This window comes from Streptomyces xanthophaeus (genome assembly GCF_030440515.1).
Lineage (GTDB): Bacteria > Actinomycetota > Actinomycetes > Streptomycetales > Streptomycetaceae > Streptomyces > Streptomyces kutzneri.
Window position 1 is genome coordinate 2,117,885 of the sequence record NZ_CP076543.1, and the last position, 16,422, is coordinate 2,134,306.

General features: G+C 67.3%; 15 protein-coding genes and 2 pseudogenes. 6 read left to right on the forward strand and 11 right to left on the reverse strand.

Annotated elements, in window-relative coordinates; all coding sequences use genetic code 11:
• The first annotated feature begins 12 nt into the window (after positions 1–12).
• Complete coding sequence (locus KO717_RS08975; RefSeq protein WP_301365719.1) at positions 13–591, forward strand: TetR/AcrR family transcriptional regulator; 579 nt, start codon at positions 13–15, stop codon at positions 589–591.
• Positions 592–1,005: 414 nt separating this feature from the next.
• Positions 1,006–1,626, forward strand: a complete 621-nt coding sequence (locus KO717_RS08980) for a hypothetical protein (protein WP_301365721.1) — start codon at positions 1,006–1,008, stop codon at positions 1,624–1,626.
• On the opposite strand, the gene KO717_RS08985 is transcribed toward KO717_RS08980, so the two are convergent.
• The 11 genes and pseudogenes from KO717_RS08985 to KO717_RS09030 form a co-directional block, all read right to left on the reverse strand.
• Entirely contained in the window at positions 1,606–2,409 is an 804-nt protein-coding gene (locus KO717_RS08985) for a class I SAM-dependent methyltransferase (RefSeq protein WP_301365722.1), read from the reverse strand. The two genes, KO717_RS08980 and KO717_RS08985, sit on opposite strands and share 21 nt — an antisense overlap.
• 248 nt (positions 2,410–2,657) lie before the next feature.
• The gene (gene tyrS / locus KO717_RS08990; protein ID WP_301365723.1) at positions 2,658–4,061 is read right to left on the reverse strand and encodes a tyrosine--tRNA ligase; all 1,404 of its coding nucleotides are present in this window, start codon (positions 4,059–4,061) and stop codon (positions 2,658–2,660) included.
• Positions 4,062–4,156: 95 nt separating this feature from the next.
• Positions 4,157–5,068 (reverse strand): glycosyltransferase family 2 protein, encoded by a 912-nt coding sequence (locus KO717_RS08995; protein ID WP_301365724.1) that lies wholly within the window; start codon positions 5,066–5,068, stop codon positions 4,157–4,159.
• Positions 5,065–6,120, reverse strand: a complete 1,056-nt coding sequence (locus KO717_RS09000) for a hypothetical protein (RefSeq protein WP_301365726.1) — start codon at positions 6,118–6,120, stop codon at positions 5,065–5,067. The genes KO717_RS08995 and KO717_RS09000 overlap by 4 nt, the downstream gene beginning before the upstream one ends.
• Before the next feature lie 38 nt (positions 6,121–6,158).
• Positions 6,159–6,860, reverse strand: coding sequence for a class I SAM-dependent methyltransferase (locus KO717_RS09005; protein ID WP_301365727.1), 702 nt, complete (start codon positions 6,858–6,860; stop codon positions 6,159–6,161).
• Between the two features lie 16 nt (positions 6,861–6,876).
• Entirely contained in the window at positions 6,877–7,893 is a 1,017-nt protein-coding gene (locus tag KO717_RS09010) for a hypothetical protein (protein WP_301365728.1), read from the reverse strand.
• The gene (locus KO717_RS09015; protein WP_301365729.1) at positions 7,890–8,792 is read right to left on the reverse strand and encodes a radical SAM protein; all 903 of its coding nucleotides are present in this window, start codon (positions 8,790–8,792) and stop codon (positions 7,890–7,892) included. The genes KO717_RS09010 and KO717_RS09015 overlap by 4 nt, the downstream gene beginning before the upstream one ends.
• The gene (locus tag KO717_RS09020) at positions 8,786–9,937 is read right to left on the reverse strand and encodes a hypothetical protein (protein ID WP_301365730.1); all 1,152 of its coding nucleotides are present in this window, start codon (positions 9,935–9,937) and stop codon (positions 8,786–8,788) included. The genes KO717_RS09015 and KO717_RS09020 overlap by 7 nt, the downstream gene beginning before the upstream one ends.
• 18 nt (positions 9,938–9,955) lie before the next feature.
• Entirely contained in the window at positions 9,956–10,231 is a 276-nt protein-coding gene (locus KO717_RS09025; protein WP_301365732.1) for a hypothetical protein, read from the reverse strand.
• 360 nt (positions 10,232–10,591) lie between these two features.
• Positions 10,592–11,035: pseudogene (locus KO717_RS37330) on the reverse strand (alcohol dehydrogenase catalytic domain-containing protein); the annotation flags it as partial.
• Positions 10,966–11,643, reverse strand: a complete 678-nt coding sequence (locus KO717_RS09030; protein WP_301365734.1) for an HAD family hydrolase — start codon at positions 11,641–11,643, stop codon at positions 10,966–10,968. The pseudogene KO717_RS37330 and the gene KO717_RS09030, both read right to left, overlap by 70 nt.
• 516 nt (positions 11,644–12,159) lie before the next feature.
• Here KO717_RS09030 and KO717_RS09035 point away from each other — a divergent pair.
• From KO717_RS09035 to KO717_RS09050, 4 genes and pseudogenes are all read left to right on the forward strand, one after another.
• Positions 12,160–13,398: a helix-turn-helix domain-containing protein gene (locus tag KO717_RS09035; protein ID WP_301365736.1), complete on the forward strand. Its 1,239-nt coding sequence runs from the start codon at positions 12,160–12,162 to the stop codon at positions 13,396–13,398.
• 1,225 nt (positions 13,399–14,623) lie between these two features.
• Positions 14,624–15,043: an AAA family ATPase gene (locus tag KO717_RS09040; protein WP_301365738.1), complete on the forward strand. Its 420-nt coding sequence runs from the start codon at positions 14,624–14,626 to the stop codon at positions 15,041–15,043.
• A pseudogene (locus KO717_RS09045) lies at positions 15,019–15,787 on the forward strand (IS5 family transposase); the annotation flags it as partial. The gene KO717_RS09040 and the pseudogene KO717_RS09045, both read left to right, overlap by 25 nt.
• A 354-nt stretch (positions 15,788–16,141) precedes the next feature.
• On the forward strand, positions 16,142–16,312 hold the full coding sequence (locus tag KO717_RS09050; RefSeq protein WP_301374434.1) for a hypothetical protein: 171 nt from the start codon (positions 16,142–16,144) through the stop codon (positions 16,310–16,312).
• Positions 16,313–16,422 lie beyond the last annotated feature (110 nt).

Below are 16,422 nucleotides of genomic sequence, written 5' to 3' on the forward strand. Positions count from 1 at the left end.
TACACTCACGCCATGGAGAATCAGGCAGGCACCCGGGACCGCATCGTCATCGCGGCAGCACGCCTTCTGCAGCGCCAGGGCTACGTGGGCACGGCCATCAAGCAGATCGCCAAGGAGGCGGATGCCACGCTCGGCTCCGTCTACCACTTCTTCCCCGGCGGCAAGGAAGCCGTCGCGGTCGCCGCGATCAAGCACGGTGAGGGCGAGTTCGCGAGCATCCTCCGCGCCGCGCTGGACAGCTCGGAGGAGCCCGGCGCGGCCGTCGACGCCTGCGCCCGCCAACTGGCCGAAAGCCTGCGGAAGTCGGGCTGGGTCGAAGGCTGTCCCGTCACCGCGGCGGCCCTGGAGACGCTGGGCACCGACTCCGACATCCAGCAGGCGTGCGCGGCCGCCCTGCGCAACTGGGAACACCTGGTCTCGGAACGCCTGCTCCGCTCCGGCTTCTCCCCCGCGGACGCCGGCCACCTGGCCACCACGGTCATCAGCACCCTCGAAGGCGCCGAAGTCGCCTCCCAGGTCCACCGCAGCGAAGACCCGCTCCGCACCACGGGCCGCCACCTCGCCCGCCTGGTGGACTCCTACCGCCCGTAACCCACAACGCGAAAAGCCGCCTTCCCCACCGGTCTGAAAACCGGCGGCGAAGGCGGCTCCGTCCGAGCCGGCCAAGGTGGCGACCAGGCCGCAGGCTCCCCCGGAACCCAGACGAATGCGGCCCCGCTGCCTGCCTGCAGCGGGGTCGAAACGTACCCGTGAACCGGTCCTGGCCCAGCAGGCGAGCCGTCCGAAAGTGACGCTCTACCAGAAAGCGTCCGACAAGCCTCGAATGCGCGTCTCGAGGAGGCCCATGAGTGGCACGAGCTGACCGCTCCTAGGAGCGCTTCGAGGTGGCGCAAGACGGCGCCGGGCACGGACTCCCCGTCTCCTTCGCGACCGTGGACCTGGGACCGTCCGGCTCCTTTCTCGTAGCCCCTGGCACCCTGGAGAAAGAACGGCTGAACAACACGCTTGCCAGGGCCGTGGGTCAACGTCCTGCTGCTCGACGCGGTCGCCGAGACCTGTCTGGCGGCCGCCGCGGTACTCCGTACCGTGCCCGAGCCGTCCATGCGGCAGCTGGCCGCGGACCTGGTGAGCTGGGAGAACGACAAGGGCTTGCCGGGGCGGCTCCACGTCGCGGATCTGCGGGTGCACGGGAGCGAACTCACCGACGTACCGCTCGTGCCCGTCCTCGCCCCGGACGGCGCCCCGCCGGAGGCGGGCTGGGCCCCGCTCCGTGGCGCGGTCCTCTGGCCGGACCTCGACCTGACCGTCCTCACGGCACACCGCGCGCACGAGGCCGGGATCGTGGTGACTGACCCCGAGATCGGCGGCGACCGACTGAAACGGCTGGCCACCCTGTGCAAGGCACTACCTCAACCGCCTAGAAGCGGCCGTCGGCAAGCCGATCGTGCGTCTCAACGCGACGCACCGTCTTCCCGTTCCGCGAGGACGGGATCGACCGACGCTCGCCAGCACGCCGCCGTAGCGGCTGCGGCGCGGCGCCTTCCGTTGCAGCTCGTCTGGTCGACAGGGAGTCGTTGGCGGAAGCTTCCCGCCGAGGCCAGCGGCTCAGGCGGTGCCAACCGCTAGAACGTGCGCGGAAGCGTCGGTGAGAACGCCCTGCTTATCCGCCAGGCGGGCCGTGGCAATGGCGTCCGCAAGCAGCGCCCCAGCAGCGTCCTGGTCCGCGAAGCGGCCAGCAGCGACTACATAGGCCCACCCCGGGCCTTCGATTCCGTGCACGCTCACGCCGTTGATCCCCGCCTCGATGGCCTCCTTCGTGAGCTCGGCTGCGGTGTGGAAGTGCACCACCGTGAAACCCCTGCTGCCGTCGTAGGAACCTGTGCTGACGACCTGCGAGACCTCACCCGCCAGCAGCTCCGGAGACAGGCCCGCGCTGACGGTGTAGTCCTGCATCAGGGAGTAGCGGGAGATCCCCGCAGCTGCCACCAGACCGCCCGGCACCGCGACCCGGCGAGCCTCCTGGAGCGCCTTGAGCCGGTCCGCCCGGTCCGCCAGGTGGTAGAGCGGGCCCAGGAGGAGGACCACCTCGAAACTTTCGGACGGGAGGGGCAGGTCGCGGGCATCCCCCAGCGCCGCCGAACAACCCGGTGCGAGAGAGCGGGCCTGTTCCACGTGCTTCGGCACGGGGTCCAGGAGCAGCACCTCGTATCCGGCCCTGGTGAGCCAGCGGGCGTGCGTTCCCGGGCCTCCGCCCACGTCCAATACCCGGGCCGGGGCCGGAGGCAAGCGTTGACGCAGCAGCTCCCGGGTCCGCTGAAACTCCAGCCGACCCACTGCAGTGGCACGCAGCCGGGACGCCTCGTCATACTCCGTGTAGAAGTTGGTGATCCGTGCATCATTGCTCGTCATGCCCAGCGAGATTAGGTCCAAGCGAATCAGATATCCGGCTGCGACAGGGCCGACCCGAGACAGAAGATCCGATGGGTCCTGTACACACGCGCCCAGGGCGCAACCGGCATCAGAACAGGCCGCCGGTGGACTCATGTTGTCTGCGGGCACTCAGACAGTCCTTCGCCCCACCGACGAGTCGATGGGGCGAAGCAGGACCTTCACTCCTGACAGCCTCCCGCCACGGCAACGCGCCGTCCGACTTGCTGTCAGGCGTCGATACGGGCGATCTTGCGGCCCGCCTTGAGGTAGAGGTCGGCGCCATCGGCCGCGCCGGCCGCGGTCAGGACCGCGGCGAGGGTCTGCTGGACGGCGGCCTCGGCGAGCGGGGTGGCGTGCTGTTCGCCGCCGGACTCGGTGATCAGACGGAGTCCGTTCTGCTGGGCAATGCGACGGACGGCCGAGAGACTGGGGGCGAAGTCCAGCGTCTGGCTGAGCAGGACGCCCAGGGGAGTCTCGGCGTGTTCCTTGAGGGAGACGACCGGGAGGTTCTGCGTGTCACCGAAGGAGCGCTTGGAGAAGCGGGCCGTGAACTCGGCGCGGGCCGCCTGGGCTGCCTCCAGGCCGTGGAGGGCAGCCACTACTTCGCCGGCGAGAATGCGCTTGACCGCCATGGGGTGTGCGGTGCCCTCGGCCAGGCGCTTGGTGATCACCTGGATCTCTTCGTCCGTCCACTCGGTCAGCAGCTTCAGGTACGGCTCGGTGACATGGTCAGGGATGGACATCAGGCGGCCGTAGACATCGTCCGGGGTGGCAGTAAGGCCGACGTAGTTGCCCTTGCTCTTGCTCATCTTGGCGCCGGTGCCGTCAGTGCCCTCGATGAGTGGGGTGGTGATGACGACCTCGGGAGTCTGCTCCGAGATTTCCATCACCTTGCGGCACATCTGGAGGTTGAGGAGCTGGTCCACCCCGCCCAGTTCGACGTCGGCGGTGATGGCCACGGAGTCCATGGCCATGACGACCGAATAGACGAACTCAGCGACGGACAGGCCCTGCCCTTCGGCGAGCCGGGTGCGGAAGTCCTCACGCTGGAGGGACATGGACACCGGCACGCGGGCCAGGATCTCCACGAGCTGGGGCAGGCTGACCTTGTTGAGCCACTCGCCATTGAAGCGCAGATCGGCTCGCTCGAAGTCGATGAACGGCGTCACCTGCTGCTGGTAGGTGCTGAGGTTCCGAGCGATGTCGTCGTCGGTGAGGGCGGGCCGTTCGGACGAGCGCCCGGACGGGTCGCCGATCTTCGCCGTGACGTCACCGATGATGAAGACGACATGGTGACCCATGCGCTGGAACCGACTCGCGATGATGATCGGCACCGCATGGCCGAGGTGCACATCGGGGGACGTCGGGTCGATGCCGTACTTGATGACGAACTGACGGCCCGATGCCTGGGCCGCGGTGATCTTCTCGGCGAGTACCGTGGCTGAGGGGATCATGTTGATCGCGCGCCCTTCGACCAGGGCGGCCTGCTCCCGAGGGGAGAGGTCGGAGAGGTCGAGAGAGCGCCGGGCTGTTGTCTCGTCCAGGAGCTGAGCGACCGTATAGTCCACGCCCAGGTCCGATCCCTCGAGGATCTGCATGACACGGGTGACGGACTCGCTCAGACGGCTCATGGTGCCTATACGCTCCTGGGTCTGACAACTGGCTAGGCCAGTGTGGTTGGAAGGGGCGATTTTATCATCGCCACTCATCCGCCGTATTCGAATAGTCACTCTCTGCGCCGCCGCTCCTGATCATTCGGAACAGGTGCCTGCGGACGTCCGGTTACGGTGCTCGACAGCGCCCTGACCCAGGGGGTGAGAGACCCTCTGGAGCAGGCTGTATCGATCAGCATGGTGGTGAGGGGACGCACGCAGGTGCGGCGGTGCCCGAGCTGTACCTGTGCTTCCACGAGGTGCCCGGCGGCGAGGACATGGAAGTGACGGGACATGCGGTGGAGGTCGCGGCGCGTTGTCCAACTCGGTGGTGCGGCGGCCATGGTCCGGAGCCGTCGGGCCAGGGCTGTGGAGACCTCGGCCCGGTACAGCTGTGACACTCCGCGGTTGTGTCGATCGGTCATGCTGAGCGGATGAAGTCGGTAGTGCACCAGCGGGACATGCAAGGCGTGACCGTGGCCGGCTTCCCGCAGGGCGTGGAAGAAGATCTCGTTCGTCACGGGGAGGAGGGTGAGGGCCGCCTCCCGGCGTACGAGCAGAGTGCTGGTGTTGCCACCAGGGTGTGGTTCCGCGAGAACCTGGTGCCCGTCGGCATCGACGACGTACTCCCAGTGCTCGATGAAGAGTCGGTCGGCGGTGACGGCCTCGGCGCAGTTGCGCAGTTTGGTCGGGTGGAACCAGTCGTCGGCATCCAGCGGGGCTACCCAGTCACCGCTGCTGAGACGAATGGCGTCGGTCAGTGTCTGGCCGAAGCCCCGGCTGTCTCGCCGGACGACTCGGATGCGGCCCTCATAGCGGGCGCATACTTCCTCGGTCTCGTCCGTGGAACCGTCGTCAATGACGACGATCTCGTGCAGTACGTATCTCCCGGGCTCCTGTTCCAAACAGCTGGTGATGGCACGGTCGACGTAGCGGCCGTAGTTGTGGCACAGGATGACGCACGATATCCGGGGCAGGGCGTTCACCGGCCGCTCCCGTAGATCTGGGCGTAGGCGGTGAGGATGGCCTTGTGCTCCTCGGTGCGGTAGTCGAGAAATGGTCGATCCAGGCGGCGTGGGGCGGCGGCCAGGCGGGCCGTGGCACTCTCGACGGCTGTGAGGAAGCGTTCGCCGAAGAGGTTGGGGTGGCCTGTCGACCAGTCGAACCACTCGGGTTCGCCGACCATTCCCTGGTACTGGCGGTGTTGTTCAGGCAGGTGGCCGGTGCGAGAGCAGACCGGCAGCAAATTCAGGTCAAAGGCGAGTTCCAACTGGCCCGAGTGGCTGCCCCACAGGTAGGGGAGCAGGAGGACGTCGGAAGTGAGGCCGGCGTCGATCACGTCGTCGTCGGTGGGGTACGGGTGCATGGACAAGCGAATACGGGGGTCGTGGCGCGCCGTGTCCAGCAGCAGGGGTACGCGGCTGTCCGGGGTGAAGTCGGCAGGGCTGAAGGCGCGGAGGAGGAGCCGCAGGGTGCTCGCTGGGTCGGTGACTCCCAGGCTCCAGTTGATGACCGGGGAGAGCTGATCGCGGCTGGGACGGGAGGCTCCGTACATGAGGAAGCGGACCCCGGTGCCTTGTTCTCGTTCTCTGCGGAGCAGCGTGTCTGGCGGTGCGACGTATCCGTGGGGGATGACGGTCGCGGGAGGGCGAGTTCCCAGGAGGCCGGCCAGCTCGGTGAGGGAGTTCTCGGTCAGGCAGACCCATTGGACGTCGGCCGAGAGGAGGAGCCGTAGGCGGTCTGTGAATTCCGCCGTGTTGCCGTACATGGGGCGGGTGTCGTGTGCGGTGAAGACCACGCGGACACCGGAGGTGGCGCAGGCGTCGAGAAGGCGCTCCAAGGTGGAGAGGTCTTCCATGTCGATGTGGTGTAGGTGTAGCGCATCGAGCCAGTTGAGCGGGGTGTGGGCGAGGAGCCAGGCGGCGTTCACTGCGGCGGGGACGGTGACGCCGGGGCGGATCGTGGTCTCGTTGAGGATGCGGATGTCCTGGCCGTGTAGCTTGCGTGCGTACGGGGTGCGGGCCGGTAGGTGGACCACGCGTAAAGCGTGTGTCGGCGAGGATGGTGCCATCTCGGTCACTCGTCCTCTTTGCCGGGGCCGACAAGCACCAGCTGGGTGGACAGGCCATTGGAAACGTCGTCGCTTCGGGTGAGCCCGGCGTAGTGGATCTCGAAGCCGGCGGAACGCAGCAGGGCCTGAAATTCGTCGCTCGCCCATTCGCGGACGTGGCTGGGGTTTCGGGGCGGTCCAGGGGCGTCGTAGCCGCTGCGGAACTCCCGCGCTGGGGTGGAGAAGACGGCGGCGGCGCATCCTTCCGCGAGCAGCCTGCGGATCATGGTGAGGGCCGGCCTGGGGTTGAGAAGGTGCTCCACGACGTCGGAGCAGACCACGACGGATCGGCGGATGGTGGCGGGCTCGATCGGGAGGACGAGGGTGGCTTCCAGGTCCGCCTCGATCCACTGGCCAAAGGAATGGTTGTCGCGGCTCCAGCGGAGGTTGTCGCCGAAGTCGACGCCGATGAAGGTGTAGTCGGGGCGGGCAGTGGCGAGGGTCGCCAGCTTGCCGGCACGGCCGCAGCCTATGTCGATCAGGACGTCACGGCCGAGCTCCTGCGCATGGGCAGCGGCGTAGGGGTAGACGTCCGGCTGCCAGACGGTGGCGTCCTCCGTCTCGTCGGCGAAGTACTCCACGGAGTCGCGGCTGCTGTAACCATTCCTGATGAAGTACGAGGTGGCGTCGCCTATCGGGCGGCTGGACAAGGCGGGGGCGGGGTGCATCGGGATGCTCCTTCGGTTACTTCGGCCAGAGGGAGAAGATGGTGATCACGCGCTCGACGAGCTCCTCGCGCAGCGTCTGCCACTCGGGAGCGCCGCTGCGGCGTGCGGTCGCCGCACGGTCGTAGGCCAGGCCGTCGACCTCGGGAAGGCATGCGTACATCTGGAGCAGGGCCGAGCCGTCGTCCTCGGGGGCGGTGTCCGTGTCGGCGGAGAGCAGGACGCGGATGTCCTCGGCGTACATCGAGGCGTCGATCCCCGAGCCGGGGATGCTCTTGCTCATCTTCGGCAGGCCACCCAGGCCGGGGATCATCTTGGTGTAGATGCCGGACAGGCGGTGTGCGGGGAGCCCCCAGCGTTCGGCGCCGCGGCGGGCGAGGGCCACGTACTTGTGCTCGTCGACCCCGAGGGAGACCAGTACGTGCCGCCCTTCGGAGAGGAGCTGCACGAAGTCGGCGGCCATGAGGAGGGTGGCCTGCTTCATGCCGTACGAGAGGTGGTCGAAGACGCCGTGGCTGCGGTAGAGACCGGAGAGGTCCTCCTCCGCCCATTGGAAGTCCGAGTCGTCAAGATGCCGTGAGAGCAGGAAGGCCGTGCCCAGCACGTCGGTGTGGCCTTCCTGACGACGCAGCACTCCACGCTGATCGTCGAACCCGAGGCGGCGTACGAACTCCTCGTACTGGTCCGCGATCCGGCGCACCACATCCAGCGGGGTGCTGCGTGCGTTGTAGGAGTCAAGGTCCCCGAGGACGATCTGCACGTCGAGCCCCTGCTGCTGGAGCTTGATCGCGCGCAGCAGCTGGAACACGGTGCCGGCGTGGGGAGGGCCTCCGAGGCCGACACCGGTGGTCACGATCGCGGGCTGGCCGGACTCCAACGCCTCGGCGAACTCGCGGGCACCGGTGTGGCACACCCACTTGGTGCACAGGTCGTCGGGGCTCATGCCGGCGAGGGCGAAGTCGATGGTGCCGAGGCCGAGGCGCTCGTAACGGTGCTGGTCGATGACGTTCTCGTAGTAGGCGGTGTCGAACTTCATGAGGTCACTTCCTGAGGCGAGGAGGAGTCTGCGCGGAGCGCGAAGGCGCGGCGGACGAGCCACTCGAAGCCGTCAGTCAGGAGGTTTCCGAGCACGGCGTTGCGTGGTGCCGAGACGCTGCCGAGGTCTGCTGTGACCGTGCCGTCCGCGAGGACCCAGACGCGGAACGGGTAGGCATCGTGTGGGGCGCGTGTCGGCTGGGCGAAGACAGCGATGTCGGGGACGAGTGCACGGGCATCGTTCACGGCCTGGAGGAAGTCCTCGCGTCCGAAACCGTAGATCTCCGCCTTTTGGGGGTTGGCGCGACCGATGGGCCGGTACTGGGAGATCAGCCAGTACTCGACCGGGGTGGTGACGGCCAGATTGCTGATGAGCCGGGCCAGGTCCTGGAGCGTCTGGATGGAGTGCGCTGTGGTGAAGGTGTTAATGGCGAGGCGCCGCCGGTCGGAGGTGAGCATGGCCGTGTTGGCCTGGAAGCAGTCGAAGTAGCCCTGTCCGCGGTACCAGTCGGCGGTCTCGGCATCCGGGCCGTCGACTGCCAGGGAGTAGACGGTTACGTGATCGCGGATGTCGGGGTAGCGTCCTTTCAGGAGAAGGCCGTTGGTGTGCAGGTTCGTCTCGAAGCCGGCGGAGCGGGCGTGCCGGAGGGCGAGCTCCAGGTGGTTCTCGTACGGCATCACCGGGTCACCGCCGGTGAAGACGATCCGGTGCGCCTCCGACTCAGATCGGAGGCGGTCGATGACGCGGGCGACCGTATCCGCGTCGGCCTTGACGCGGTTTCGCTCGCGGTAGCAGAAGCGGCACACGCCCGGAGAGGACGGGGTGGGCGCCAAGTCCCAGGCGTTGCAATCGGTGTTGAGAACCAGGTGGATGACGCCCAGTTCGTCGTGGGTCAGCATGCGGCCTTCTCCCTGTGGGGCGCGTGGTGTGCGGAAGCCGGGTGAGAGTCCCGGTGGAGCAGCGCTTCGAGCGCGAGGGGCGAGCCGCCGGTGAGGCGGACGAAGCGGAGCAGTGTGTCCAATCCCGCGCCGTCGCGGAGGATGGTGAGCGCGGTGTCGAGGCCTGCCTGGAGAGTCGGGACCATGTGAGCCGTGAGAAGAAGCAGGGCCGCGTTGAGAGCGACAGCGTCGCGAGCGGGCGAGGTGTCCCGGCCGGCCAGGACACGCACCGCAGCGGCCACGTTCGAGTGGGGGTCCGCGTGCTGGGTAATGCAACTCAGGTTTCGGGGCATGGACGCCGCGGCTCGCGTCACGTCGTCGGCGAGGGTGTGGTCCTCCAGGCTGTCGCTGATCCGGCAGGCACGAACTTTGGTCCCGGGGAGGAGTTCGTCGACCTGGAGTGTCGTGTCGGCGGAGGAGTTGACCACAGTCGCGTCTGGCAGCCCGAGCCGGGAAAGGAGCCTCGCGGAGACGTCGACCGCGGGGTGCGAGAGTCCGTAGACGTAGGCGGGACAGACCACGGGGCTCAGCAGCGCAGGGAAGGCCAGGCTCAGGGCGTGTACCGCCTGGAACCTGCCTCCGTAGCGCTGGTCGAACTCGGGCACCCGGTGCTCGATGGAGAAGAAGCCGAATCCGCAATCGGCTGCGATGCCGACCATCTCTCCATGCGGCACTGCCTCGATCTCCGCGCCGACGAGGTCGATGAAGTCACGTGACCCGGTCTTGGAGGAGGCGCTGCGAGAGCCGAGCTTGGCGATGTGTGCCCCGCCTGTGGCCGCGACAAGCGCGGCGCTCGAACTGAGATTGATCGTCTTGAGGGTCTTCTTCCCGCTACCGGTGTAGCCGACGAATCGAATCCCCTCAGGCGGTCGGTGGAAATCCCAGCCGGCCCGGTCCAGGTGGGTGGCGGCGCGGATGGCGGCCTCTACTTCTCCGATCCTTGGGCCACGTAACAACAGGCCGGTCAGAACGCTGCCGAGCATCACATCGCGTGTATTGCCGGCCGGGAGTTCGAGGACCGCGAGGACCCCATCGTGGACCTCATGGGGTTCGATCGTGACACGAGAGTTGATCTTGTGGATCAGTGGCGGAATGGAGACGGTCATGGTCGTGGCTCCAAGGAGTCAGGTGTTCGAGGTCAGCAGGACTTTGAACGGGCGGTGATGGTCCTGACGCCGCAGTGCCGCCAGCGCCTGGGGTAGTTCGCACAGGGGATAGCGGTCCCGCGTCAGCAGGTCGGCCCACGCTCCGCCTTGGCTGAGGAGAGCGAGGGCGTCGTGGAAGTCGTCGCGGCCGTTGGCGCGGCAGTACGAGAAGGAGCCACGCAGGGTTACCGAACGACGGAAGAGATCGCGGAGCGGTAGGGAGAGGGTGACGTCCGGGGCGTAGGCGTTCTGCACGAGTACCGTTCCTCCGTCCCGGACCGCTGCGGCAGCCTGGCGTAAGGGGGAATCGTCGTGCCCGGCAGCAGCGTCGACAACGGCATCACATGGCGGTAGAGCGCCGTGGTGCACTGTGAGGCGCGGCCCGGTGAGGGCTGACTTCAGCTCGCTCTGCCGCGTGGCAGACCGGACCGTGAGGTGCACGTCCCACCCGGCCTCGGAGGCATAGATCGCCGTACAGATCCCAAGCGCACCGGCGCCGATGACTCCGAGACGCCCCGGGGCTGCTTGCATTCCGCAGCGGACGCCGTGCAGCGCCACCGCCATGGGATCGGCCAGAATGCCGTGAGCGGGGTCTCGGAAACTGGGGAGCTTCACCACGCTGGATTCCGGGACCCGAACGATCTCGGCGAGACCACCGGGAAGATCCCATCCGACGCGCCGCAGGTCCTGGCACAGGTCCGTTCGCCCGTGCCGGCAGTCATGGCAAGAGTCGCACCCGATCAGCGAATCGATGGCGGCCCAGGCACCAGATCGGGCTTCCCTGCCGACGATCTCGTGCCCTGGGAACCACGGCGTAGGTATCGAGCCGCCCCATGAGGGGTGGAGCTTGGGGACATCGCTGCCGCAGACGCCCGCGTACCGGACATGAACGAGAGCTGTGCCACTGGTGGAACCCGAGGTGCATGATACCGGGGCTTCCTCAAGTTGTGGGATACCCCCGCGAACCCTCCATGCACGCGTCGCCGTGTTCATGCGGCCCACCCGTCGGCCAGCACCGCAGGCAGGAACTCCACTGCCGGTAAGGACGCTCCGGACCATGGCGTCTCACCAAAAGCGAGGCGGTGTGAACCGCCGCGGCGTGTCACACGCAGGGGCGTCATCCCCGACCGCTGAGCCCCTGCCAATTCGTCACCGCCGCCGTCCCCGCAGTAGACGGTGTTGCCCGGTGTTACGCCGAGCCGCACCAGCACTCGGTCGAAGAGACCGGGGGCCGGCTTCATCGCCCCTTCCCAGCAACTGAATAACGCCAGCTCGAAATACTGGGCGAGGGCCGACGTGCTCCAGGACTCGGCAATGTCCGGGGAAGCGTCACTGAGCAGTGCCAGACGTAGCCCAGAGCGCCGTAACTCAGCCAGCGCCCGACAGATCGACTCGTCGGCAGCCAGCCGGGTCGCTGCGAGTCGACGAAGCACCGATGCCGCGTCCGCCACGTGGTCCTCCGATGCACCACATCGCTCGGCGAGATACGCGGCGACAGCGGCTCCCGAGCGCAACTCCCCGTCGTGCCGGACCCGCCAGCTCCTGGAAAGTGCCAGGTCGACGGTCTCCCTGGCGACACCGAGTGCGGAGGAGAGCTCGACCACCGCGGCAGCACGTTCGGTGACGTCCGGAGCGGCGACAAGAGTCCCGAACAGGTCAAGCACCACGGCTCTGGGGCCGTCCACCGCCCGCGAGCTGCCCGGTTGACACGGAGCCTCTCGTGTGCGGGTTGCAGCAACTGCGTTCAGTCGCGGCAACGGCGGCGCGCTGCGCGACCAAATGGGCGACAGGTAGTGCAAGTCGAGACTCCCTCACCTGTGTCGGGCGAGCCCGTCCCCGGGGCACAGAAGCGCTGGCAGTTCGCGGCTTCTCAGCAAATGCGATGTGGGCGGGTCGTGTTGTGAGGAGACGATTCCATCGGCGAGGGGGTGGACAGCGGACAAACTGTCCTGAGCGATCTTCCGCATGCTTATTGACCGAATGCCGCAAGCCATGTAATGGAAATGACGGTGCAGTTGATGACACATCTGGGATGATAGGCGTCATTTCGACGAGATCGACATCGGCTGAGAGGCTCAGCCACGCGGTGGCGTGAACGTGAACTCTGTCCACAGCTCGCCGCGAGGCTGGACATCGAACGTACGCTGGGCAGAGTGCTCCGTCGCGAAGGGACTGTTCCGCCCATGAGTGAAAACCTGACGCTGGGAGACCGTCTCCGTATCGCCCGAAAGACACGGAAGCTGTCTGCCGCCCAACTGGCACACAAGGTCGCGATCTCGCCCAGCTACGTACAGAAGCTCGAGTCTGGCGTGCGCAAGGCATCACCATCCCTTGTCCTGGCGCTCGCCAAGGCGCTTCATTTCGGCCCGGAGGTCCTGACCGGGCAGCCGTACTACGGCGAACCCGAGGCCGAAGACGGCGTGCACGCCGTGATACCTGAGCTGCGCAGGATCATGCTGTGCTACGACACCCCTGACGACCTGGAGATCGCACCCAGGCCCCTGCCCGTGCTCGCCTCCGAGATGGACCAGGTAGCCGCTCTCCGTCGGGATGCGCGCTACGCTGCAATGGGCCCCCTCCTCCCGGCAGTTATCACAGAACTGACGCACATCGCCCTGGAGGGTCGCAACGGCGAGCGAGAGAAGGCCTACGGTCACCTCGCTCGCGCCTACCGAGCAGTGAACTCCCTTGCACACAAGCTGGGACACCACGACCTGTCCAGCACAGCACTGGAACGCGTTCGCTGGGCCGCCGACTGCTCAGGCGACCCCTTGTTGCAGTTCACCGCCGGCTACCTTGTAGTGGGCGCGATGCTGCGGCAGGGTGCCTACGCGTCGGGACGCCGCAAGCTGTCGGCACTGCGCCACGAGCTCGAACGAATGCAACCCGAGCACTCCTACACCAACGACGCCCTCGCCATCGACGGTGCCCTCCTGCTGAAGCTAGCCGTGCTGGAAGCTCGGGAGAACAATGCGGACCGCGCCGACACCTACCTCCGCGAGGCAGAGAGCGTTGCGCGCATGGCCGGCGACCGCGACTCCCTCGCCTACGAGATGTCATTCGGCCCCACGAACATCCGCATACACGAGGTGCACACCCTGATCGACATGGGGGACGTGGAGCAGGCACTCGTACGTCTCACCCAGTGGTCCGGCGTCCCGGGGCAGGAGTGGGCGCCACCGGCCTCGACTGTGGGTGAACGGTCCAGCCACCACTTCATTGACGTCGCCTCGGCAAAGCTGGCCGTAGGTGACAGGCGTGGCGCATTCGCAGACCTTAGGCGGGCACGGAAGGTTGCCCCTAACCACACCCGCTTCCATCCGTCGGCCCGGGAAACGTCGGCCGCACTCCTACGCATGGACACGCATCCTTCCAACGAGCTGGCGGCCTTTGGAAGGTGGGCTGGCGTTACCACAGCCTAGTGTTCCTGTAGGGCGTTTCCGTGCACTCGTCCGCAGACAATCCGTCCGCGCACGGCACTGGTCACGTGGAATGGTCTCCTCACCAGCCTTTGTGAGGAGACCATTTCATGTCTGTGGACCGTCCACCTTCGTGCGGGATCCCGCCGCGATGGATGCCGATCGGTGACGACCCCGACGTCTGCCCGGTCGGACAGTGGTGGGACGTTGTTCGAGTATCCGAAGTCGTTGGCCGCCGCGCCATCGAGATCCTCCAGGCGGAGGGTGAGCCCGTGGGACCGGTGGTACTCAGCGACGAGGGCGCCGAACTGCGTATGTGCGTCCTGGTTCCCGTTGGTACGGCCGTGACCTGGCAGGAGCCAGACACTGTGGCGCTTGGGCAGCGATGCCACCTCGTCGTGCCCCCTCTTGCCGCCACCTCTCCGCCCGGACTGCACTGGCACGTGCTACCCGCCAGCCCTCGCCTCTTGACGCGACCGATGGCCCTGAGCAGGGCTATTGGCCGGGCGCGTAGGGAAGAGCGCGGAGCTTCCGGTACCGCGTAGTGCCTCTCCGTATTTCCCTCGTCCTATTACCTGTCGCCATCACGGCACTGCTGGCCCCGCCGGCACACAGCAGTCCAGTCGCTTCAGCGCCGCAGCGGCCCCGGGCTGTGGGAGCACTTGACCTCCGGCTGGAGTCGGCCCTGTCCATCTGCGGTTCCGGGGGGAACCCGAGTCGCAGCCTCCCAGCAATATCCACCCTCTCACGGGCCGCAACGGGATCGGAAAGTCCTATCTCCTGTCTCACCTGGCCCGCGCGGTCGCCGCCCCCGAGCAGGATCCGCAGCGACTCGGCCAGATCATCGAGTACAGCCGTGACGGACGCTCGTTCGCCAACCTCGTCACCGTCTCGTTCAGCGCCTTCAACGAGTTCCCCGTCGTCGAGGGGACGACATGTTCACCGCTTCGTACGTTGGCCTGCGTATCCCCGCCGCCCGCTCGCCGAAGTTCAAGACCCCGCGCGCGCTACGCGGGGACTTCAAGGAGAGCATGGAGGCGTGCCTGACCCGCGAACGCGCGGAACGGTGGATCACCGCTCTACGGAGCCTGTTCTATGCCGGCAGCGGCCTTTTGGAGGAGGGCCGGCTGGAGGACTTCCAGGCCACGGCCGCCCCCGCAGGCGCGGCGAGAAGGCGCGGGCGCTGTTCCGGGGCCTCAGCTCAGACCACAAGATCGTCTTGCTCACCATGGCCCGCCTCGTCGAGCACGTCAGCGAACGCACCCTGGTGATCACCGACGAGCCCGAAGCGCACCTGCACCCGCCGCTAGTGGCCGCCTTCATGCGGGCCCTGCCAGACCTGCTGGCCGAACGCAGCGGCCTTGCGATCGTTGCCACGCACTCCCCCGTCGCGCTGCAGGAAATCCCGGCCCACTGCGTGTGGAAGTTGCGCCGCTACGGCCAGCAACTCGGTTCCGACCGCACCCGGATCGAGACGTACGGCGAGAACGTCGGCATGCTCACCCACTGGGTGTTCGGCGTGGAGGTCGCCGAGGCCGGCTTCCTGAGCGAGCTGCGCTGCCTTGTCGAGCGCGGCTACTCCTTCGAGGCAGTGATGGAGCATTTCGGGTGGTCACGGATGCGATGTGGGATCGGATCGAGCCGCTGATGCCGGCCGATCCGGTCCGCGGTCGGCGATGGGCCGATCGCCGCCGAACCTTGGAAGCCATCGCGGGGAAGTACCGCACCTGCTCTCCCTGGCGGGACCTTCGGACGAGCTCGGCCCGTTCCAGACCGCCCACAAGCGGTTGACCAGGTGGGCCGTGGACGGCACCTGGGAACGCATCCTTGCCACGGTCCTGGCAGCTGCCGACGACGCTGACGACATCGGCTGGACCGTGTCGGTGGACTCCACCATCTGTCGTGCCCGCCAGCACGCCGTCGGCGCCAGGAAAAGGGGGCTCTAGGCCGGGCTGAATCCGACGATCACGCGCTCAGACGCTCCCGCGGCGGCCTGAGCGCGAAGGTCCACCTCGCCAGCGACGGCCGTGCACGACCCCTCACCGTCCGCGTCACCGCAGGCCAGACGGGCGACGCCCAGGCCTTCGAGACCGTCATGGCCGCCATCCGTGCCGCGAAGCGGATCCGGAAGACCAAGGACCCGCCCGGAAATCGTCCTGGCGGACCGCGCTCACTCATCCCGCGCGATCCGGAATCACCTTCACCGACGCGGCATCCGCGCTGTCATCCGCCAGCCCGCCGACCAGATCGGCCACCGTCTGCGGCGAGGCCGCGCCGGGGCCGAACGCCGGCCTTCGACGCCGAGGCCTACAAGCAGCGCAACGCGGTCGAGCGATGCATCAACCGGCTCAAGCAGTGGCGCGGCCTGACCATGCGAACGGACAAGCTCAGCCGCCGCTGGCGACGAACCGTGCGGCCGCCGGCTGGGGCGCTGCCTCAACGGGCAGCGCGAACGGCAGCAGCCGATCCGAGCCACGTGCGCCGACTCGTTCCAGTCGGATCGCAGGACCCTGGGATCACGCCGTATGGCGGGCGTTCTTCCTCAGACCCCAAATCCGGTGCTCTGTATCGGAGAGCACCAAGCGCACATCTTCTCCTAGAGAAACCCCAAACACCGTGCTCCCTGCGGTGTGTAGGCCACGTCTTCTACTGTCTTGTCTGGCACCAGGGATCGCACGGCTCGCGTCACGCCTCCGCCGATCCCTTGATCTCAGAAAGGAAGCCAGTGGAGCAGAGGTCTTTATACGTGGTCATCGCAGTCCTCACCGCCTTGGTGGCCGCCCTCGCCGGCAGTCTCGTTGCCGTCGCCGAAGGGGGCAGGCCCACGATGGCCTTCAAGACGGGAGTAGCCGCCTTCGCCGTAGCTCTGACCCTGGTCCTCGGAGTCATGGCTTCGCTTGGCGTGGTGGGCCCGTGAACAGCACGAGAGCCCCTCGCCCAAGCGCCCGCCCTGCGGCGGGTGTCACGCGGGACGCCTCGTTGGAGGTTGGCCAGCTGACGTCAGACCTGTCCCGTCTGATGAACTCT